Annotated in this window: 17 protein-coding genes; 4 read left to right on the top strand and 13 right to left on the bottom strand. The window is 70.2% G+C overall.

What is annotated here, in order from left to right; genetic code table 11:
• Window positions 1–61: 61 nt before the first annotated feature.
• From QRX60_RS02900 to QRX60_RS02845, 12 genes are all read right to left on the bottom strand, one after another.
• Entirely contained in the window at window positions 62–1,672 is a 1,611-nt protein-coding gene (locus QRX60_RS02900) for a solute symporter family protein (RefSeq protein WP_285999247.1), read from the bottom strand.
• Window positions 1,669–2,031: a DUF485 domain-containing protein gene (locus tag QRX60_RS02895; protein WP_013223484.1), complete on the bottom strand. Its 363-nt coding sequence runs from the start codon at window positions 2,029–2,031 to the stop codon at window positions 1,669–1,671. The genes QRX60_RS02900 and QRX60_RS02895 overlap by 4 nt, the downstream gene beginning before the upstream one ends.
• Before the next feature lie 70 nt (window positions 2,032–2,101).
• Window positions 2,102–3,826, bottom strand: a complete 1,725-nt coding sequence (locus QRX60_RS02890) for a sodium/solute symporter (protein WP_285999246.1) — start codon at window positions 3,824–3,826, stop codon at window positions 2,102–2,104.
• A 109-nt stretch (window positions 3,827–3,935) separates the two neighbouring features.
• Window positions 3,936–4,286 (bottom strand): hypothetical protein, encoded by a 351-nt coding sequence (locus tag QRX60_RS02885; protein ID WP_285999245.1) that lies wholly within the window; start codon window positions 4,284–4,286, stop codon window positions 3,936–3,938.
• Between the two features lie 85 nt (window positions 4,287–4,371).
• Window positions 4,372–5,127, bottom strand: a complete 756-nt coding sequence (locus tag QRX60_RS02880) for a LytR/AlgR family response regulator transcription factor (protein ID WP_285999244.1) — start codon at window positions 5,125–5,127, stop codon at window positions 4,372–4,374.
• Entirely contained in the window at window positions 5,124–6,176 is a 1,053-nt protein-coding gene (locus QRX60_RS02875) for a sensor histidine kinase (protein WP_285999243.1), read from the bottom strand. Before QRX60_RS02875 ends, QRX60_RS02880 begins: the two co-directional genes overlap by 4 nt.
• Before the next feature lie 45 nt (window positions 6,177–6,221).
• Window positions 6,222–6,929 (bottom strand): hypothetical protein, encoded by a 708-nt coding sequence (locus QRX60_RS02870; RefSeq protein ID WP_285999242.1) that lies wholly within the window; start codon window positions 6,927–6,929, stop codon window positions 6,222–6,224.
• A 249-nt stretch (window positions 6,930–7,178) separates the two neighbouring features.
• Window positions 7,179–8,177, bottom strand: coding sequence for an ABC transporter substrate-binding protein (locus QRX60_RS02865; RefSeq protein ID WP_285999241.1), 999 nt, complete (start codon window positions 8,175–8,177; stop codon window positions 7,179–7,181).
• A gap of 26 nt (window positions 8,178–8,203) precedes the next feature.
• A complete protein-coding gene (locus tag QRX60_RS02860) occupies window positions 8,204–9,253 on the bottom strand; it encodes an ABC transporter permease (protein ID WP_285999240.1) in 1,050 nt (349 codons plus the stop codon).
• Window positions 9,250–10,014 carry an ATP-binding cassette domain-containing protein gene (locus QRX60_RS02855; protein WP_285999239.1) on the bottom strand — a complete coding sequence of 255 codons (765 nt, stop codon included), beginning with the start codon at window positions 10,012–10,014 and terminating at the stop codon, window positions 9,250–9,252. The genes QRX60_RS02860 and QRX60_RS02855 overlap by 4 nt, the downstream gene beginning before the upstream one ends.
• Window positions 10,011–11,048 carry a class I mannose-6-phosphate isomerase gene (locus tag QRX60_RS02850; protein WP_285999238.1) on the bottom strand — a complete coding sequence of 346 codons (1,038 nt, stop codon included), beginning with the start codon at window positions 11,046–11,048 and terminating at the stop codon, window positions 10,011–10,013. The genes QRX60_RS02855 and QRX60_RS02850 overlap by 4 nt, the downstream gene beginning before the upstream one ends.
• The gene (locus QRX60_RS02845; RefSeq protein ID WP_086673103.1) at window positions 11,045–12,028 is read right to left on the bottom strand and encodes a LacI family DNA-binding transcriptional regulator; all 984 of its coding nucleotides are present in this window, start codon (window positions 12,026–12,028) and stop codon (window positions 11,045–11,047) included. Before QRX60_RS02845 ends, QRX60_RS02850 begins: the two co-directional genes overlap by 4 nt.
• A 308-nt stretch (window positions 12,029–12,336) precedes the next feature.
• Here QRX60_RS02845 and QRX60_RS02840 point away from each other — a divergent pair, with 308 nt between their 5' ends.
• From QRX60_RS02840 to QRX60_RS02830, 3 genes are all read left to right on the top strand, one after another.
• A complete protein-coding gene (locus QRX60_RS02840) occupies window positions 12,337–15,567 on the top strand; it encodes a GH92 family glycosyl hydrolase (RefSeq protein WP_408630200.1) in 3,231 nt (1,076 codons plus the stop codon).
• Between the two features lie 75 nt (window positions 15,568–15,642).
• The gene (locus QRX60_RS02835; RefSeq protein WP_285999237.1) at window positions 15,643–18,030 is read left to right on the top strand and encodes a GH92 family glycosyl hydrolase; all 2,388 of its coding nucleotides are present in this window, start codon (window positions 15,643–15,645) and stop codon (window positions 18,028–18,030) included.
• Window positions 18,031–18,242: 212 nt separating this feature from the next.
• On the top strand, window positions 18,243–18,608 hold the full coding sequence (locus QRX60_RS02830) for a DUF3817 domain-containing protein (protein ID WP_285999236.1): 366 nt from the start codon (window positions 18,243–18,245) through the stop codon (window positions 18,606–18,608).
• Window positions 18,609–18,653: 45 nt separating this feature from the next.
• Here QRX60_RS02830 and QRX60_RS02825 read toward each other — a convergent pair whose 3' ends face one another.
• Window positions 18,654–19,154, bottom strand: coding sequence for a MarR family winged helix-turn-helix transcriptional regulator (locus QRX60_RS02825; protein ID WP_284743139.1), 501 nt, complete (start codon window positions 19,152–19,154; stop codon window positions 18,654–18,656).
• A gap of 77 nt (window positions 19,155–19,231) precedes the next feature.
• On the opposite strand from QRX60_RS02825, the gene QRX60_RS02820 reads away from it, so the two are divergent.
• Window positions 19,232–19,534 carry a thiamine-binding protein gene (locus QRX60_RS02820; RefSeq protein ID WP_285999235.1) on the top strand — a complete coding sequence of 101 codons (303 nt, stop codon included), beginning with the start codon at window positions 19,232–19,234 and terminating at the stop codon, window positions 19,532–19,534.
• Window positions 19,535–19,583: the final 49 nt, after the last annotated feature.

The following is a 19,583-nucleotide window of genomic DNA, read 5'->3' as shown; positions in this document are numbered from 1 at the left end:
AGGGGATCGGGAACACCCTCGCGGCGGCCTTCGGTGTCGTGGCGCCTGCCGAAAAGCGCCTCTAGTGGACGACGGCCTTCTCGGCGCCCGCGCCGGTCAGGGAACGGACCTCCATCTCGGCGTACTTCTTCTCGTCGTGCTCCTTGGACAGGACCGTGCCCAGCCAGCCCAGGATGAACGCGGCCGGGATCGAGACGATGCCGGGGTTGCTCAGCGGGAACCAGGCGAAGTCGACGGTCTTGATCATCGACGTGCTCTTCCCGGACACCGCCGGGGAGAACACGATCAGCACGATCGTGATGGCCAGGCCGCCGTAGATCGACCACAGCGCACCCTGGGTGTTGAACCGCTTCCAGAACAGCGAGTAGAGGATCGTCGGCAGGTTCGCCGATGCCGCCACCGCGAAGGCCAGCGCCACCAGGAACGCCACGTTCTGCCCGTTGGCCAGGATGCCGCCGCCGATCGCGAGGGCGCCGATCACCACCGCGGTGATCCGGGCGACCTTGACCTCGGAGTCCGGCGACGTCTTGCCGCGCTTGACGACGTTCGCGTAGACGTCGTGGGCGAAGGACGCGGACGCCGTGATCGTCAGGCCGGCGACCACCGCGAGGATCGTCGCGAACGCGACCGCGGAGATCAGGCCCAGCAGCACCGGCCCGCCCAGTTCGAGCGCGAGCAGCGGGGCCGCGGAGTTGACCCCGCCCGGCGCCTTCTTGATCGTGTCCGGCCCGACCAGCGCACCCGCGCCGTAGCCGAGGACCAGCGTGAACAGGTAGAACACGCCGATCAGCACGATCGCCCAGACCACCGAGCGACGCGCGTCGCGAGCGGTCGGCACCGTGTAGAAGCGCATCAGGACGTGCGGCAGACCCGCAGTACCGAGCACCAGCGCGATGCCGAGGGAGAAGAAGTCCAGCTTGGACGTTCCGGTGGCGCCGTACTGCTTGCCCGGGCCGAGCAGCGTCTCCCCGGCCTTGCCCGCCTTGTCGACGGCGGCCTGCAGGAGGCTGGAGAAGTTGAAGTTGTACTTGCCGAGCACCCACAGGGTGATCACGAGCGCGCCGATGATCAGCAGCGCGGCCTTGATGATCTGCACCCAGGTGGTGCCCTTCATGCCGCCGATCAGGACGTAGGCGATCATGATCACGCCGACCACGGCGATGACGAGCGCCTGCGCGCCGCCGCCTTCGACGCCGAGCAGCAGCGCGACGAGACCGCCGGCCCCGGCCATCTGCGCGAGCAGGTAGAAGAACGACACGGCCAGCGTCGACGTCGCGGCCGCGGCCCGGACCGGGCGCTGCTTCATGCGGAACGCCAGCACGTCGCCCATCGTGAACTTGCCGGTGTTGCGCAGCAGTTCCGCGACCAGCAGCAGCGCGACGAGCCACGCGACGAGGAAGCCGATGGAGTAGAGGAAGCCGTCGTACCCGTTGATGGCGATCGCGCCCGCGATGCCGAGGAACGACGCCGCGGAAAGGTAGTCACCCGAGATCGCGATGCCGTTCTGGGGACCGGTGAAGGCGCGGCCGGCGGCGTAGTAGTCGGATGCCGTCTTCGTGTTGCGGCTGGCCCTGAACACGATCACCAGCGTGACGACGACGAAGGCGGCGAAGATGAGGATGTTGAGGAGCGGGTTGCTGCCTTCCACTCCCGCGGCGATGGTCGTCGTCATGCCTGCTCCTTCGCAGAGTCGCCTTCGATGTCCTCACGGATCTTCTCCGCGACCGGGTCCAGCTTCCGGTTCGCGTACCGGACGTAGAGGCCGGTGATGACGAACGTCGAGACGAACTGCAGCAGGCCGAAGATCAGGCCGACGTTGATGTTGCCGAACACCTTGGTGCTCATGAAGCCGTGCGCGTAGTCCGCGAGGAGCACGTAGAGCAGGTACCAGAGGAGGAACACCGCGGTCATCGGGAAGACGAACCGCCGCAGCCGGCTGCGCAGCTCGCGGAACTCGGTGCTTTCGTGCGCGCGTTCCCAGATGGTCTCTGACGTGTCCGGGGGCCCGCCGCCGGTGTCCGTCGTGCTCATCGCTGCTCCCTGCGACGTTGCGGAAAGTGACCTGCGACACCGTAGGGACGTGTGAGTCTCGCGTGAAGATTCAGCGGCTCAACAGCCGGGCCAGACGACGAACGGTTGACGAACGGTCGCGAGGTCCCGTCGAACGGGGTTCGTCGAGATGCAGGCGCAACATCGCCGCCGTCGACCAGGCGGGTGGCCTGCCCCGCAGGGAGACCAGCGCCATTACGCCGAACGCCAGCGGTACCGACCAGGGTGCCGGTTGCTGCACCAAGATCGCCACCCAGCCGCGCAGCGGCGGCCCGGCCAGCGCGAACAAGATCGAGCCGGACGAGGCGACGAGCCCCGTCAGCACCCCGGCGATCCCGCCGGCCGCGGTCAGCCGCGGCCACCAGATGCCGAGCACGAGCAGCGGGCAGAACGTCGACGCGGCCACGGTGAAGCCCCACGTGACGAGCACCCCGGCGTCGAGCTCCGCCGAACGCAGCGCCAGCAGCACCATCACGCCGGCGACGCCGAACACGGCGATCCGCAGCCGCCGCAGCCCGCCGGGGACGAGGTCGTGCGCGATCGCGCCGGACATCACCAGCAGCAGGCCGAGCGACGTCGCCAGGAACGCGGCGAACGCGCCCGCGGTCAGCAACGCCGTGAAGAGGCCGCCGGCCCAGCCGCTGTCCACCTGGTACGGCAGCGCGACGACCACGGTGTCGGTCGCGCCCGACAGGTACAGCCCGGGAACGAGGACGCGGCCGAGGACGCCGTAGACGCCGGGGAAGAGGTAGAAGACGCCGAGCAGCGCGACCGTGATCGCGGCGGTCCGGCGCGCGGCGCGGCCGTCGGGGCTGGTGTGGAAGCGCATGAGCACGTGCGGCAGGCCCATCGTGCCGAGCATGGTCGCGACGAGCACGGCCCACGTGCCGAGCAGCGGGTAGCCCTGGTCGCCGAGGTCGAGCAGCGGGCGCTGCCAGTCGTGCCCGCCGAGCGGAGCTCCGCCGCGGACCGCCGGGACCGCGGTGCCCGCGCCGAACACGACCTCGTCCTGGCTGTGTGCGGTGAACTCGCCCGGCGGCAGGGTTTCCGCGACGCCGTTGCGGCGGACGGTGGTCGGCTCGCGGATCTCCATCGTGACGTCGACTTCGAACTTGACCGGCGTCTCGCGGGTGAAGTGGGTGAACTCGACCGGGTTGAGGGCGTCGGTGCGGTTGACCGCGCCGGCCTGCAGCACCAGCCAGATGGCCGGGATGAGGAACAGCAGGAGTTTCAGCACGAACTGGAACGCCTGGACGTACGTCGCCGCGCGCATGCCGCCGAGGGCCAGGGTGACGCTGACCGCGGCGCCGGCCAGCACGACGCCGACCCAGTACGGCGTGTGGCCGACCGCGGTGAGCACCAGGCCGGCGGTGCGGAACTGCGGGACGACGTAGATGGTGCCGATCACCAGCACGACGACGGCGGCGAGGCGGCGCAGCGCGGGGGAGTTGAGCCGGGCTTCGGCGAAGTCGGGGACGGTCAGCGCGCCCGAGCGCCGCATCGGGGCGGCGACCAGCACGAGCATCGCGATGTAGCCGGCGGTGAAGCCGACGGGGTACCAGAGCGCCCCGATGCCGTCCTTGACGACGAGCCCGGCGACGCCGAGGAAGGACGCCGCCGACAGGTATTCACCGGAAACCGCGGCCGAGTTCACCAGGGGCGAGATCCGCCGGGACGCCACGAGGAAGTCCGACGTGGTGCGCATGGCGGCGACCCCGCGGACGCCGATGAGCAGCGTCACGAGCACGACCGGCGCGACGGCGAGCGCGACGCCCACTAGCGCGCTCCGCCTGCGAGCGCCCCAATGTGGCGTTCGGTGCGTGGGACGCACCGAACGCCACATTGGGTGCGTGGGACGCAACCAACGCCACATTGGGGCGCTTTGGTCATGGGTCATCCTCGAGGCGCTCGGCGCGGCGCAGCTGCCAGCGGGCCAGTACGGCCATCGCCGGGTACGGCAGGACCGCGATCATCAGCCAGGACACCGGGATTCCCAGCAGCCGCACGGTGTCCAGTCCGGGGAAGATCGCGAAGATGCCCGGCAGGCCGAGCAGCAGCGCGAACATCAGCACCAGGGCGGGGACGCCGCGCCGGCGTTGTGCGCGGTAGAGGGTGGTGGCGCGCTGGGTGTCACCCACGGGCAGGCGGGGCTGGCGCCAGCGGTGGCGGGAGCGCCGCCGCGCGTGGGCGAGGCGGGTCTGCGGGCTGGTGACGGCGACCCGGCGGATCTTGCTCATCGCGGCCCGGCCTGGTGGCGGGCGGCTTCGGGTGGGGGGTTCGCCGTGGGCCCGGCCTGGCGGCAGGCCGCTTCGGGGCGGCGGCTCATCGGGGGCCCGGTCCGAGCTGGCCGCGCTGGGCGGCTTCGAGCAGCCTGTCCCGCAGGTCGCGGGCGTGGCGGCGGCTGACCGGGACGTCGCCGGCTTCAGTGTGGGCCAGGAGCCCGCCCGCGGTGTCGCTGCGCAGCTCCAGCACCGCTCCGACGGACAGGAGGAACCCGCGGTGCACCCGGCTGAACCCGGTGCCCTCCCAGTATTCCTCGAGTCGCGAGATCGGCATCCGCACCAGGTGCACGCCGCCGCGGGTGTGGAGGCGGACGTAATCGCCGTGTGCCTCGACGAACAGGACGTCGTCGCGGCGGACGTACCGGGTGCGCCCGCCGGACTCCACCGGGAGCGCGGCCATCGCGTCGGGCGTCGGGCGTCCCGACGGCGTCGCCATCCGCGCGACCTTCGCGAGCGCCGCGGAAAGCCGTTCGGCGCGGACCGGTTTCAGCAGGTAGTCGACGGCGCCGATGCCGTACGCCGTCACCGCGTGCCCGTCGTGGGCCGTGACGAACACGATCACCGGCGGTTCGCTCAGCTTCGCCAGCAGCGACGCGAGCTCGAGACCGTCGAGGCCCGGCATCGAGATGTCGAGGAACACCGCGTCGAAACGGTCGGCCTGAAGCAGCTTCAACGCCTTCAGCGCGTCGGCCGCGCCGACGACTTCGCCGACTTCGGGCGAATCGCGCAGCATGGTGCAGAGTTCGTCCAAAGCGGGCGGCAGGTCGTCGACGGCGAGGACGCGCAGGCCGGTCACGGCAGCACCCCCGGCTGGAACCGCGGCACCCGCACGATCACCCGGGTACCCGCACCGACTTCGGTTTCGACGGTCAGCCCGTACCAGGCGCCGTAGACGTCCCGCAGCCGTCTGTCCACATTGGCCAATCCCATACCTGCGGCATCGTCCTCGCCGGTGCGCCCGGCCAGGATGTCCGCCGCTCGCTTGGGGTCCATGCCGACCCCGTCGTCCTCGACGAAGATCACGCAGTCGTTCCCTTCCGCCTGGCCGTGCACCTGGACCAGCCCGGTGCCCGACCGCGGCTCGATGCCGTGCCGGATCGCGTTCTCCACCAACGGCTCCAGTACGAGGTACGGGACCGCGACGGCGAGGATCTCCGGGGCGACCCGCACCTGGACGCGCAGCCGTTCGCCGAGCACCGCCCGCTGCAGCGCGAGGTACGTCTCGATCGCGCGGAACTCCTCGGCCACCACCGTGTACTCGCCGTGCCGCGCCAGGCTGTAGCGCGTGTAGTCGGCGAAGTCGAGCATGAGGTCGCGGGCGCGGTCGGGGTCCGAGCGCACCAGCGACGCGATGACGGTCAGCGCGTTGTAGACGAAGTGCGGGGACATCTCCGCCCGCAGCGCGCGCAGTTCGGCCTGCGCCGCCTGGTCCGCCGACGCCTCCAGCCGCCCGCGTTCCAACGCCTGCACGACCAGGTCGGCGGCCTGGCCGGCGACGGCGTCCCGGACGTCGCCGACGACCAGCAGCGCCCCGGCCAGTTCGTCGTGGACGTGCAACGGCAGCACGAGGACGTCCGCCGCGGAGCCGGCTTCCTCGGAGTGGAGCACGCCGTCGAGCACCGTCGCGACGACCGTGTCCGGCCCCGGCCGCCCCGACCACAGCAGCGAGCCGGACAGGTCGGTGAGGCCGAGCCCCGGGAAGCCGAACAGGCGGCGCAGGCCGTGCGCGGCGCGGCGGGCCCGGGTGCCGGCGAGGCCGTCGCGCAGGTCGTCGGTGATCCGGCGGGCGGCGGCGAGCACCGGCAGCGGGTCGGCACGGGAGGCCGGGCGCAGGTGCACGGTCATCGGGCCTCCCCTCGGCGACGGTGTCCAGGGCACCAGATCCTACGGCTACGCGGGGTCGTCGTGGTCGGCCAGCACCTGGGCGTGGCGGCGGAAGCGGCGCCAGGTGCGGTAGTCGTGGAGCGCGGTGACCGGGGCGCGCTCCCGGCCCAGCAGGCTCGCGTCGGCCGGGTACGGCCGGTCCGGCAGCGAGATCCAGCCGGTCGTGCGGGTCTCCTTGACCGCCACCGGCACCGGCCGGAACGTCGTCGGGTCGAGCCCGTCGCTGTGCCGGACGACCTCGTCGAAGAACCACGCTGACGTGATCAGCGCCAGCACCCCGCGTGACCCCCGGAGCGCTTCCTTCAGCGGTGCGGCCTCCAGGAGCCGGAACGTCTGGTTGATCGCCGGCGCGGTGACGCCGAAGTCGTCGAAGGCGACTTCGCCCGCGTGCAGCGCCATCCGCAGCCGGATCCGGGCCTCGGCGTGGTGGGTCAGGTTGTGCCGGTGCAGCGCCACGGCGAGGGCGTTGGGCAGGAACTCGACGAAGGGTCCTTTGGGGATCTCCGCCGGGACGAGGACGAAGACGCCGTCTCCGCAGTCCTCTCTCCGGCAGTGCCACCACGGGACGCCGGTGTCGTCGAAGGCCCGGAACAGCGCCCGGTACAGCCCTTCGCGCAACGCCAGGCGGTGTGGGGTGGTCCTGCGCTGGTCGCCGTAGCCCTCGACGTCCACGGCGAGAATCGTCCGGTGTGCCGCCGGCCGCTCGTAGTTCATCGCACCCTCCCTGCGATCATGCATGTGCCGATGCATGTGCAGATGAGTGTGACGCGGGCCACCCGGACAGGGGAACCGGCTGTGCGGTGAGCGGCGCCCGGGCCGCGATGACCGGCAGTGAGCGATCGGCGTTGGTGAAATCGCCTGGTGAGCGGATTGACAACCATCACCGGAGGAGCTGACGGACAGAAGGTGAAAGCGGCGGAACCGTGCCGGGTCTCGGCACGGCCCCGCCGCTGGATGAGGGGATCAGCAGGACTGCTTGTAGAAGTACTGCGAGTTCGCGTCCATGTCCGCCTTGGTGATCGAGTGCAGCTCCGCGGTCAGGTTCCGCGTCACCGGCTTGCCCTCGACGGCCGCCACGGCCTGCTGGACGCCCTGGGTGCCGATCGAGGCCGGGTCCTGGGCGATCAGGGCCTGGTACTGGCCGTTCTTGAGGCCCTCGACCTCGGACGGGCTGGCGTCGAAGCCGATCAGGTTCACCGCGCCGACCTTGCCCGCGTTGCGCAGGCCGGTCGCCGCGCCCTCACCGGTGTTGAGGTTGGTCGCGAAGACGCCGATCAGGTCCGGGGTCGACGACAGCGCCGCCGTCACCTTCGAAGCCGCCTGGTCGGGCTCGTTCTGGGTGAACTGGACGCCGATCGACTTCAGGTTCGGGGTGTTCTTCAGCTCGTCCTCGAAGCCCTTCGCGCGGGCCGCCGTGGTCGACGTGCCGGCGATCGTGTCGAGCACCAGCACCGAGCCGCTCTTGCCGTTCGCGAGCTTGGCCATCGTCTGGGCCGCGAGCTTGCCGCCCGAGGCGTTGTCGGAGGAGACGGACGACGCGGCCACGCTCGTGTCCTTGAGCGAGGTGTCGACCTCGACGATCTTCGCGCCGCGCGCCTTGACCTGCTGGATCGGCGCGAGCATCGCGGTGTCGTCGGTCGGGGCGATGAGCAGTGCCGCCGGCGGGTTCGAGCCGAGGGCGTTGACGAGCTGGGTCTGCATCGCCGCGTCGAACTTCTGGGGGGCCTGCGTGGTCAGCTCGTAGCCCAGCTTCTTCGCCTCGGCCTGCGCGCCGCACTGCAGCGAGATGTAGAACGGCTCGGCCTGCACGCCCGGTATGAGCGCCAGCTTCTTGGAACCGGCCGAGCCGGCCTGGCTGCCGCCGGACCCGGTCTGCCCCACCGTGCCGGACCCGCACGCGGTGAGCAGGGCCGCGGCGGAGACCACGGCACCCATGGCGGTGAGAGTCTTGGTCAGCTTCATAAGCACCTCTTTGTACTCAGGGGGATTCAGCGGGAGTTGCGACGGCGGCGGCGCCGCTGGTCGAACCAGACGGCGGCGATGAGCACCGCGCCGACGGCGATCATCTGCCAGAAGTCCTGGACGTGGGTGATGTTGAAGCCCTTCTTCAGCACCGCCGGGATGAACACGCCGATCACCGTGCCCAGCACCGTGCCGACGCCGCCGAAGAGGCTCGTCCCGCCCATCACGACCGCGGCGATCGCGTTGAGGTTGTCGGTGGTGTGCGCCGAGATCGTGGTCGACGCGTAGTACGCCAGCGAGAGGAACCCGGCGATCCCGGCCAGGAAGCCCGTCAGCGTGTACACCTTCAGCAGGTGCGCCGTGACGCCGATGCCGGCGCGCCGCGCGCCTTCGGCGTTGGACCCGACCGCGTAGGTGTACCGGCCGAACTTGGTGGTGTGCAGCAGCCACGCGCCGATCAGCGTGATCACCACGGCGACGATGACCAGGTTCGGCACCACGCCGAACGAGGTGCCGTAGCCGAGGGTCTGGTTGAGCACGACGGGCACGCTGCGCACGTCCGACCCGTTGTTGAGCAGGTAGGCCGCGCCGAGCGCCGCACCCATGGTGCCGAGCGTGACGATCAGCGGCGGGATCCCCGCCACCGCGATGAGGAAGCCGTTGATCAGCCCCCAGACCGTCCCGGCGACGACCGCGGCGATCAGGCCGACGACGATGACGCCCCAGCCGGCGCTCGACGCGTTGCCGCCGGACATCGCCTCCATCACCTTGCCCGCGACCATGCCGGCGAAGATCAGCACCGACCCGACGGACAGGTCGATGCCGGAGGTGATGATCACGAACGTCATCCCGACCGACAGCACGAGCAGCACCGCGGTCTCGATGAGCAGCGTCTGGAAGGTGAACAGCGTCGCGAACTCCCCGGGGGCGATCGCGCTGAACACGATGATCAGCGCCACCAGCACCAGCGCGATCCAGAACGTGTTGGCACCGACCAGGCGCTTGCCCAGCGGGCGCTTGCCGAAGCCGGCTTCCGGTGTCTCCTGGATGTCCTTCGGGGGAGTGGACACGGTCACGCGGCCTCCTCCTGCACGAGTGCGCCGGTCATCGCGGCGACGAGGTCCTCGAGCTTCGTGTCCGGCCCGGTGAACCGGGCGACGCGCTTGCCGAGCCGCAGCACCTCGACGCGGTCGGCGACCGACAGCACCTCGGGCATGTTGTGGCTGATCAGCACGACGGCGATGCCCTTGTCGCGCACCTTCTTGATGACGTCGAGCACGCGCTCGCGCTGCACGACACCGAGGGCCGCGGTCGGCTCGTCCATGAACACGACCTTCGACGCCCACACGACCGAACGCGCGACCGCGACGCTCTGGCGCTGCCCGCCCGACAGCGAGCCGATCGGGACGTCGGTGCTCTGCAGCGTCACGCCGAGGCGCTGGAACTCCTCGACGGCACGGCGCCGCATCTCGGCCTTGTCGAGCATGCCGAGCTTGCCGAGGATGCCCTTGCGGTGGATTTCGCGGCCCAGGAACAGGTTCGCGGCCGGGTCCAGCTCGGGGGCGACGGCCAGGTCCTGGTAGACGGTCTCGATGCCCAGCCGCCGGGCGGTGGTCGGCGAGTCGAAGTGCACCTCGGCGCCGTCGAGGAGGATCTTCCCCGACGTCGGCTGCTCCGCGCCCGAGAGGCACTTGACCAAGGTGGACTTGCCGGCGCCGTTGTCGCCGATCAGCGCCGTCACCTCGCCCGCGCGGGCCTGGAAAGCCGCTCCGCGCAAGGCTTCGACCGACCCGTAGCGCTTCGTCAGGTCGACCGCTTCCAGCAGGATTTCGCTCATCCGTGCCTCTCTTCCGGCGCCGGCGGCCGGCAGCGGATCACCGTCGCCGTGCCGGACAGCTCGGTCTGGCCGGCGTCGAACGGCACGACGTAGGTGTCGCCCTTCGCCAGCGCGTGCTCGCCGCCGTGCTCGGTGCGCAGGGTGCCTTCGCCGTCGAGGACGACGAGCACCGCGAACGACGGGTCGAGTGACAACGTTGTCGTCTTGTCCGTACGCAGCTGCTCGGCTCGGAAGAACCGCTCCGATCCGCCGGCCAGCAGGTCCACGGTGGGCGCGCTGTCGCCCGCGGTGCGCTTGATGATGGTCTCCAGGCGCCCGGCGTCCCAGCCGGAGGTGTCCAGCGCCTCGATGGCCGTGTCGAAGCCGATCCCGAGGTGGCCCTTCTCCGGCGACGCCAGGAAGTCACGCCACTCGATGGTGAGCGAGAAGTCCGTCGGCTGCTGCAGCTCGACGACGAACACGCCCTCGCCGATCGCGTGCGGCAGCCCGGCCGGGATGTAGACCGTGTCGCCGGCGGTCACCGGGACGCTGTTCAGCGCGCCCAGCATCGACGGCACGTCCTGTTCCCGCGTCCACTCGGAGACGGTGTCCTTCGACAGCGTCTCCTTGAAGCCCGGGTACACGCGCGGGTCGTCGCCGTAGGTGCCGACCACGATCCACGCCTCGGTCTTGCCGAAGTGCGAGTCGAAGTGTCGCTTCGCGAACGCGTCGTCCGGGTGGAAGTGCACGGGCAGCCGCTGGCCCGCGTCGAGCAGCTTGACCAGCAGCCCGGTGGACGTCCCGAGCGCCTCGACGTGCTTCGCGCCGAGCCAGCCGTTCGGGTTCGCCACGACGGCGTCACGCAGCCAGGCGCCGTCCGGGAGCCGGGTCAGGCCGTTGGTCTCCTGGCCGAACATGGTGCTCATCGAGGCGACCCAGTCCTCCGGGCCGAACTTCTTGTCCGACGACGCCCCGCGCAGCGCGGCGATGGCGTCGCCCCCGCGGTAGAACTGCGGCGGCTGGTTGGCCGGGAGCCGGATGGGTTCGAGGGTCACGGGGCGACCTCACCGGAACCGCGGGCGACGAGATGCACGGGCAGGACTACCTTTCTGGGCGGGGACTGATCTCCTTGGACGCGCGCGAAGAGCAGCTCGGCCGCGGCGTGGCCGAGGGCGCTCACGTCGTGCGCGACGACGGTGACCGGCGGGTCGAGCAGGTCCGCCAGCTCGAAGTCGTCGAAGCCGACCATCGCCGGGCGGTACTCGGCGTGGGCCAGGGCCCGCAGCAGGTGCACCGCGACCCGGTTGTTGCCCGCGATCACCGCGGTCGCCGCGTCCGGGCCGTGCAGCAGCCGCTTCACCGCGTCGCCGATGCCCTCCTGCGTCGGCGTCCGCATGGAGACCAGCGACTCGTCGTAGGAGATGCCGTTGCGGACGCAGCCCTCGCGGAACCCGCGCAGGCGCTCGGCCGCGGTGAAGATGTCCGGGCTGTCGCCGAGGAACGCGATCCGCCGGTGGCCGTGCTTCGCCAGGTGGGTGACCGCCTCGATGGTGCCGCCGAGGTTGTCCACCAGCACGGTGTCGGCCACGATGTCGCCGGCCGGCCGGTCGATGAACACCACCGGCGTCCCCGCGCGCATCTCCGGCACCAGGTAGCCGTGCTGCAGGCCGGCCGGGACGACGAGGATGCCGTCCACCCGCCGCGCGCAGAACTCCAGCACGAGCTCGCGCTCGCGGTCGGAGTTCTCCTCGGACGAGCCGGTGAGCACCTGGCGGCCGAACGACGTCGCGATGCGTTCCACCGCGCGGTTCAGCTCGGAGTAGAAGGGGTTGCCGACGTCCTCGACGATCAGCCCGATGGTGCCGGTCGTCGACCCGCGGCGCAGGTTGCGCGCCCCCAGGTTGCGCCGGAACCCCAGCTGCTCGATGGCCGCCATGACCCGCTCGGCGGTGTCCGGGTGCACCGCCGGTTCGTCGTTGACCACGCGCGAGACGGTCTTGATGCTCACGCCCGCCAGCCGGGCCACGTCACTCATCGTGGCCCGCCTGCTCGCGGTGCGCGGGGCGCCGTCGCGGTCCCGGCCGGGAGGAGACAACGTTGTCATAGTGACCGGGATTGAACGCCACCCTCCGGTGGGTTGTCAACGGTCTGCGCGCGGATTGTGCCGATTCGGCTACTGAGGTCGTAGGTCAGACGGCTGATCATGCTGTCCCGAAGTGGACAGGTCTTGACGGCACCCTTGACTGTCTGGTGAGGCGCTGCCCAAGGTGGCCCGGTTCGACCGACTGCGCGACAAGGTTGTCATTGCACCGTTTCCGGTCGCGCTGATGAGGTGGAGAGGCGATGGCGATGGCGCGAGCGCGCTTCAGAGCCGGTTTGGCGTTCCTGACTTTGGCGGTGACGGCAGCGGTGGCTCCCGCTGTGCCCGCCGCGGCGGCCCAGGCGACGGATTTCGCGAAGTGGGTCAACCCCTTCGTCGGCACCCGTCCCGGCGGCGCCGACCACGGCACCGGGGGCGGTGCCGGCAACACGTTCCCGGGCGCGGTCGCGCCGTTCGGCATGGTCCAGTGGAGCCCGGACACGGTCAAGTCCCAGCCCGGCGGGTACTTCTACGACGACAACGCCCTGACCGGGTTCAGCCTGACGCACCTTTCGGGCGCGGGCTGCTCTACCTATCAAGACATCCCGTTCATCCCTTATGTCGGCGAAGTGACGACTTCTCCGGCGACCGACCCGGCGCACTACACGTCGAAGTTCTCGCACGCCAACGAACACGCGACCGCGGGCGCCTACGACGTCACCCTCGACAGCGGCGCGAAGGTCGAGCTGAGCGCGACCCAGCGCACGGGTTCGGCGCGGCTGACCTACCCGGCCGGCGCGTCCTCGACGCTGCTGGTGAACACGTCCGGCTCGGTCAACGGCACCGACGACGCGTCGATCACCATCGGCAAGGACACCATCAGCGGCTGGGCCACGAGCGGCCGCTTCTGCGGGGCGAAGAACAGCTACCGCGTCTACTTCTCCGCGAAGTTCGACACGCCGTTCGAATCGATCGGCACGTGGAAGAACGGCGCCGTGACGCCGGGCAAGTCCGCCGAAACCGGTGGGGCCAGGGCAAAGGTCGCCCAGCCCAACGGCGTCGACGCGTCCCTCGCGCGCCCGGCCAAGGCCAAGCAGCAGGACACCACCGTGTCCGGCCCGGGCAGCGGCGGGTACGTCACCTTCGCCAACCTCACCGGCGCGCAGGTGAACGTCCAGGTCGGACTGTCCTTCGTGTCCGTCGACGGTGCGAAGGCCAACCTCAAGGCCGAGAACACGAAGAAGTCGTTCGACACCGTGGCCGCCGGCGCACGCAAGGCGTGGAACGACCAGCTCGGCAAGATCGCCGTCACCGGTGGTTCCGACGCCGACCTGACGACGTTCTACACGTCGCTGTACCACTCGCTGATCCAGCCGAACGTCTTCTCCGACGCCAACGGGCAGTACATCGGTTTCGACGGCCGGATCCACCAGGCCGACAAGGGTCACGCGATGTACACGAACTTCTCCGGCTGGGACATCTACCGCTCGGAGATCCCGCTCCTGGCGACGATCGACCCGAAGGAGACGTCGGACATCGTCCGGTCGATGATGGCCTACGCCGAGCAGGGCGGTTCGTGGGACCGCTGGACGGTGGCCAACGACTACACCGGTGTCATGAACGGCGACCCGTACCACATCATCGTGTCCAGCGCGTACGCGTTCGGCGCGCGGGACTTCGACGCCCGGAAGGCGTTGCTGCTCATGATCAAGGGCGCCACCCAGCCGACGCAGGGCTACACCGAGCGGCCGGGCCTGGACGACTACCAGAAGCTGGGTTACGTGCCCGGCGCCGGCGCGGACACGCTCGAGTACACCAGCGCCGACTTCTCCATCGCCGAGTTCGCGAAGCGGCTCGGGGACAGCGCGACGTACACGACGTTCATGAAGCGCGCGCAGAACTGGCAGAACCTCTACAACCCGGGGACCGGGCACCTGCAGCCGCGCAACGCGGACGGCTCGTTCGCCGGCAGCTACGACCCCGCCAGCTCGCAGGGCTGGGTCGAGGGCAACGGCGCGCAGTACGAGTGGATGGTGCCCTACGACCTCGGCGGCGTCGTGACGGCGTTCGGCGGGAACACCGCGACCCAGTCCCGGCTGGACACCTTCTTCACCCAGCTGAACGCGGGCACGCAGGAGCCGTACGCCTTCATGGGCAACGAGCCGAACTCCAACGCGCCGTACGTCTACTCCTACGCGGGCGCCCCGGCCAAGACCCAGTCGATCGTGCACCGCTCGATGGACGAGCTGTACAACCCGCGTCCCGAGGGCCTGATCGGCAACGACGACCTCGGCCAGATGTCGGCCTGGTACGTCTGGTCCGCGCTCGGCCTCTACCCGGAGATCCCGGGCCGCGCCGAGACGCTGCTCGTCACCCCGCGCTTCGAGCACGCCGTGCTCACCACCGGCGCGGGCAAGAAGATCACCGTCAACGCGCCGGGCACCGGCGACTACGTGGGCAGCCTGAAGGTCAACGGCGGCGCGGCTGCGAAGGCGTGGCTGCCGGAGGCGCTGATCTCCGGCGGCGGCACGCTCGACTACACCCGCTCCGCCACGGCGACCTCGTGGGGCAGCGCGGCGGCCGACGCACCGCCGTCGTTCCGCGAGCAGGAGAAGCCGAGCCTGTCCTTTGTGGACCCGGCCCGTGCGGTGACGCCCGCGGGGTCGACGTCCAAGGCGTCGGTGGGGGTCCAGGACCTCTCCGGTACCGCCCGGACCTGGACCTACACCGCGGGCAGCGTCGACGGGATCACGCTGACCCCGGCGACGGGCAGCATCGCCGTCCCGGCGGGCGGCAAGGCGCACGCCGACCTGACGGTTTCGGTTCCGGCGGGGCTGGCCGACGGCGCCCGTCGCATCCCGGTGACGTTCTCGGCGCCGGGCGTGGCCTCGACGCAAGCGGTGCTGACGGTGCTGGTGGCCCAGCCGAACAGCTGGCTCGCCACGGTCGACAACGCCGGGATTTCGCCGGACTCCGACTCGTCGGCGGCCAACTTCGACGGCGGCGGCTGGAGCTACTCGGCCGACGCGCTGGCCGCGGCCGGCGCCACCCCGGGCGCCGCGGTGACCAGTGACGGCATCAAGTTCACCTGGCCGTCGTTCCCGGTCGGCGACCCCGACAACGCGGTCGCGAACGGCCAGACGGTGAACGTGTCCGGTTCCGGCCGCCTGGCGCTGCTCGGCTCGGCGTCCAACGGCAACGCGTCCGGCACGCTGACGATCACCTACACCGACGGCAGCAAGTCGACCGCGACCATCGGGTTCTCCGACTGGACCCTCGGTGGCGGCGGCGCCCAGCCGGCGTTCGGCAACCGGATCGTGCTGTCGACGCCGTACCGCAACGCCGCGGGCAGCGACCCGCAGCAGATCCGCACGATGGTGTTCGGCACCAACCCGATCACCCTCGACGCGGGCAAGACGGTGGCGAGCGTGACGCTGCCGGCCAACGTCAGCGGCGGCGCACTGCACGTGTTCGCCATCGGCATCGGCGCCTAGTTCAATTCCGTGAATGGCACATTGAGGGACTTCAAGTCCCTCAATGTGCCATTCACGGCTTTCCCAGGAGGCTCAGTGAAGAGCAAGGTCCTGGCGGGCGCTTTGACGCTCGCCGTGGTGGCGACGGGGGTGAGTCCCGTCGTCGCGGAAGCGTCCGGCGGCGACGCCCTCGACGCCGTCAACACGTTCATCGGCACGCAGGACGAAGGGAACACCTTCCCCGGCGCCTCGGCGCCGTTCGGGATGACGCAGGTCAGCCCGATCACCTCGCACTACGCCGGCTACCGCTACACCGACACGGCCATCCGCGGCTTCGGGCACTTCTTCCTCTCCGGCGCGGGCTGCTGGGAGCAGGGCGGTCTCGTTTCGACGCTGCCGACGACCGGCGAAGTGGGCCCCGGCAAGGCGTTCGACACGACGAAGCCGTCCACTTTCGACCAGAAGCAGTACGCGGCGCCGTTCACCCACGACGGCGAGGTCGGCAAGCCCGGCTACTACAAGGTCCACCTGACCGGCTACGGCGGCGTCGACGTCGAGACGACCGCGGCGACCCGCGCCGGCGTCGAGCGGTACACCTTCACCAAACCCGGTGACGCCAACGTCTTCGTCAACGTCGGGCAGGCCAACGACAAGGAACCGGTGACGGGCAGCAGCATCCGGGTCGTCGACGACCGGACCGTCGAAGGAACCGTGGAGTCGCAGGCGTTCTGCGGTGGCAAGGCCTACACGACGTACTTCACGACGAAGTTCGACAAGCCCTTCAAGGCCTCGGGCACGTGGTCGCCGACCGGCGGCACGCCGGGCAGCAAAGAGTCGAGCGGCGGTGCGGGCCTGCGCGGCGCGTGGCTGACCTTCGCGGGCGGCGGGCAGGTCACGGCCACAACGGCGATCTCGCAGGTGGACGCGCAGGGCGCGCGGGTCAACCTCGCGTCGGAGAAGATCCGGTCGTTCGACGCGGCCAAGGACGCGGCCCAGCGCACCTGGCGCCACGAGTTGTCCACAGTGGACATCAAGGGTGGCACGACCGACGACCGCACGGTCTTCTACACCTCGCTGTACCACGCGCTGCTGCAGCCGCTGACCGCGAACGACGCCGACGGCCGCTACTACGGCTTCGACAAGAAGATCCACCGCGCGGTCGGCTGGACGTACTACGACTTCTTCTCGCTGTGGGACACCTACCGCACGCAGAACCAGCTCCTGGCGCTGTTGCGGCCGGACCGCGCGAAGGACATCGCCAAGAGCATCCTCGCCATCCACGACCAGGGCGGCTGGCTGCCGCGGTGGGCGTACGCGAGCCAGGAGACGAACACGATGACCGGCGACCCGGTCACGCCGTTCCTGGTCGACCTCTGGCGCTTCGGTGCGCTGTCGGGCAACGAGCTGCACGCCTACCAGGCGCTGCTGCAGAACTCGCGGGAGATCCCGCCCGCGTCGTCGCCGTTCCAGGGCCGCTCCGGCAACGCGAGCTACCAGGCCGACGGGTTCGTCCAGTACGACCCGGACTTCCCGAAGAAGGGGCAGGACACCGACCCGAACCACGGCGCGTCGGCCACCCTGGAGTACGCGCTCGGTGACTGTTCGCTGTCGGTCATGGCCGCGGCACTCGGCAAGAAGGACGACGCGGCGGCGCTGGCCGCGAAGGGCCGGACCTACCGGACGCTGTGGGACGAAACGCAGACCGACCGCGGCTTCACCGGCTTCTTCCGGCCGAAGGTCGCGGGCGGCGCCTGGTTCTCCCCCGCGGACAAGCCGTACAGCCCGCAGAGCCAGGACGGCTTCCACGAGGGCACGGCCTGGCAGTACCAGTGGCTGGTGCAGCAGGACGTCCCCGGGCTGGAGCAGCGGATGGGCGGCCCGGCGGCCACCGGGAAGCGCCTCGACGACTTCTTCGCCTACGACGAACTGGTGAAGAACCCCGCGACGGCGGTCCGCGAGAACTGGGTCGTCGGCCCGTACGACTACTACGACCAGTTCCGCTACAACCCCAACAACGAACCGGACCTGCACTCGCCGTGGATGTACGCGCTCACCGGCCAGCCGGCGAAGACGTCGACGGTCGTGCGCGCGGCGCACACGCTGTTCACCAACGCGCCCAACGGCGTCACCGGGAACGACGACCTCGGCACCATGTCGGCCTGGTACGTCTTCAGCGCGCTGGGTCTCTACCCGGCCGTCCCAGGGACTGGGAACTTCGTGCTGAACTCGCCGCGGTTCGCGAAGTCCGTGCTGCACCTGCAGAACGGGCGCGACATCACGATCAAGGCGCCGGGCGCGGACGGCTCGAAGCTGCAGTACGTGTCGGGTCTCGAGGTCGGCTCGAAGCCGAGTGATCGCGTGTACGTCAACGTGGACCAGCTGAAGCGTGGCACGACGCTCGACTTCGGCCTCACCACCGACCCCGCGAAGGCGACGTGGGCGACATCACCGTCGTCCGCACCGGTTTCGCCCTGCGCGGAGTAGCCGGACGCTCACGGCCGTGGTTCAGACCACAGTGGACCACGGCCGTGAGCATCGTCACGGGCCCCGGTGTTCCCGTGAGGGCCGTCACGCCTCACACTGGTATCAGCACGTCCGACAGCGCCGTTGACGTCCACAGGCAGTCCGCCTTGGACGGTGCGTCGGACGTTTTCTCGTGTCACGACCAACGTGGTGAGACCCCACAGGAGGAAGAAGTGTCCAGCAAGGCCGCTCTAGTGTTCCGCGTGGCCGCAGTCGCCGAAGCCCTTTCCTGGGCGGCGCTGCTTGTCGGGATGTTCCTCAAGTACGTCGTGCACTCCTCCGGCGAGGGCGGCGTGCCCGTCATCGGCATGGTGCACGGCGTGATCTTCGTCCTCTACGTGGTCGTCTCCCTGTCCGTGGCGAAGCCGCTCGGCTGGCGCCCGAAGACGCTGGTCCTCGCCCTGCTCGCGAGCATCCCGCCGCTGTTCACGTGGCTGTTCGAGAAGTGGGCGCTGCGCAACGGCAAGCTCGACGGCCCGCAGCGGCTGTCCCACGGCGGTGTCGGCCTGTTCCAGGTCCAGGAGCCGGTCGCCGTCTGATCCCGGTAGGTGAGAAAGGCCCGCACTCCGGTGCGGGCCTTTCTGCTATTCCGTGAAGTCGCCGGCCGCGCGGCGCACCTTCGTCAGCAGGTCCGTGAGCTGCTCGGTCTGCCGTTCGGTGAGCCCGGTCAGCCCGAAGCCGATGTCGTTGACGGCGACGGTGGCGGACTCGCGGCGCTTGCGGCCCTCGTCGGTGATCTCGACGAGCGTCGTGCGCCGGTCCGTCGGGTGCGGAACGCGCTTCACGAGCCCGTCGCGCTCCAGCCGGTCGACTATGTTGGTGACACTGGTGGGGTGCAGCTGGAGCCGCTCGCCCATCACCCGCATCGGCAGGCTGGCGCTGCGGGCGAAGGTGAGCAGCACCAGCGCTTCGTACCGGGCGAAGGTCAGGCCGTGCGGCTTGAGCGCGCCGTCCACCGCGGACTGGATGATCTGCTGGACCCGCATCACGCCGGTGACCGCGGCCATGGTGCCGGAGGGCCCGATCCGGGCCTCCCAGAGCTGTGCCGCGCGGGCGATCGGGTCGAACGGCAGCGGACGGTTCATGACACGCGAAGTTACCAGCGGGTACCGGCGAGTGTCGCACGACCGGCGGAAAGAACACCGAAGAAGGGACTTCCGACATGATCGTCGCGTTCAGCGTGAGCCCGTCCGGCGGGGAGCCCGACGGCGGAGTCAGCGAAGCCGTCGCCCGCGCGGTGAAGGTGGTCCGCGACTCCGGGCTGCCCAACTCGACCAATGCGATGTTCACCAACGTCGAGGGCGAGTGGGACGAAGTGATGGACGTCGTGAAGCGCGCGGTCGAGGCCGCCGGAGAGGGCTCGGCACGCGTCGGCCTGGTCCTGAAAGCGGATATCCGGCCGGGCTTCACCGACCAGCTCGAGGCCAAGGTGGACCGCATCGAAGCCCACCTCCGCGACTCCTGACCCCCAGCGCCCCAAGGTGGCCTTCGGTGCGTTGAACGCACCCAAGGGG

This window comes from Amycolatopsis mongoliensis, from assembly GCF_030285665.1.
GTDB classification, from domain to species: domain Bacteria; phylum Actinomycetota; class Actinomycetes; order Mycobacteriales; family Pseudonocardiaceae; genus Amycolatopsis; species Amycolatopsis mongoliensis.
The sequence above is the reverse complement of the archived record's forward strand: the minus strand, read 5'-3'. Positions and strand labels throughout refer to the sequence as shown.

Coding starts and splice junctions, on each gene's coding strand:
- QRX60_RS02900 (WP_285999247.1), bottom strand. CDS start 1,672: ATGACGACGACCATCGCCGCGGGAGTGGAAGGCAGCAACCCGCTCCTC.
- QRX60_RS02895 (WP_013223484.1), bottom strand. CDS start 2,031: ATGAGCACGACGGACACCGGCGGCGGGCCCCCGGACACGTCAGAGACC.
- QRX60_RS02885 (WP_285999245.1), bottom strand. CDS start 4,286: ATGAGCAAGATCCGCCGGGTCGCCGTCACCAGCCCGCAGACCCGCCTC.
- QRX60_RS02875 (WP_285999243.1), bottom strand. CDS start 6,176: ATGACCGTGCACCTGCGCCCGGCCTCCCGTGCCGACCCGCTGCCGGTG.
- QRX60_RS02870 (WP_285999242.1), bottom strand. CDS start 6,929: ATGAACTACGAGCGGCCGGCGGCACACCGGACGATTCTCGCCGTGGAC.
- QRX60_RS02865 (WP_285999241.1), bottom strand. CDS start 8,177: ATGAAGCTGACCAAGACTCTCACCGCCATGGGTGCCGTGGTCTCCGCC.
- QRX60_RS02855 (WP_285999239.1), bottom strand. CDS start 10,014: ATGAGCGAAATCCTGCTGGAAGCGGTCGACCTGACGAAGCGCTACGGG.
- QRX60_RS02845 (WP_086673103.1), bottom strand. CDS start 12,028: ATGAGTGACGTGGCCCGGCTGGCGGGCGTGAGCATCAAGACCGTCTCG.
- QRX60_RS02840 (WP_408630200.1), top strand. CDS start 12,337: ATGGCGATGGCGCGAGCGCGCTTCAGAGCCGGTTTGGCGTTCCTGACT.
- QRX60_RS02825 (WP_284743139.1), bottom strand. CDS start 19,154: ATGAACCGTCCGCTGCCGTTCGACCCGATCGCCCGCGCGGCACAGCTC.
- QRX60_RS02820 (WP_285999235.1), top strand. CDS start 19,232: ATGATCGTCGCGTTCAGCGTGAGCCCGTCCGGCGGGGAGCCCGACGGC.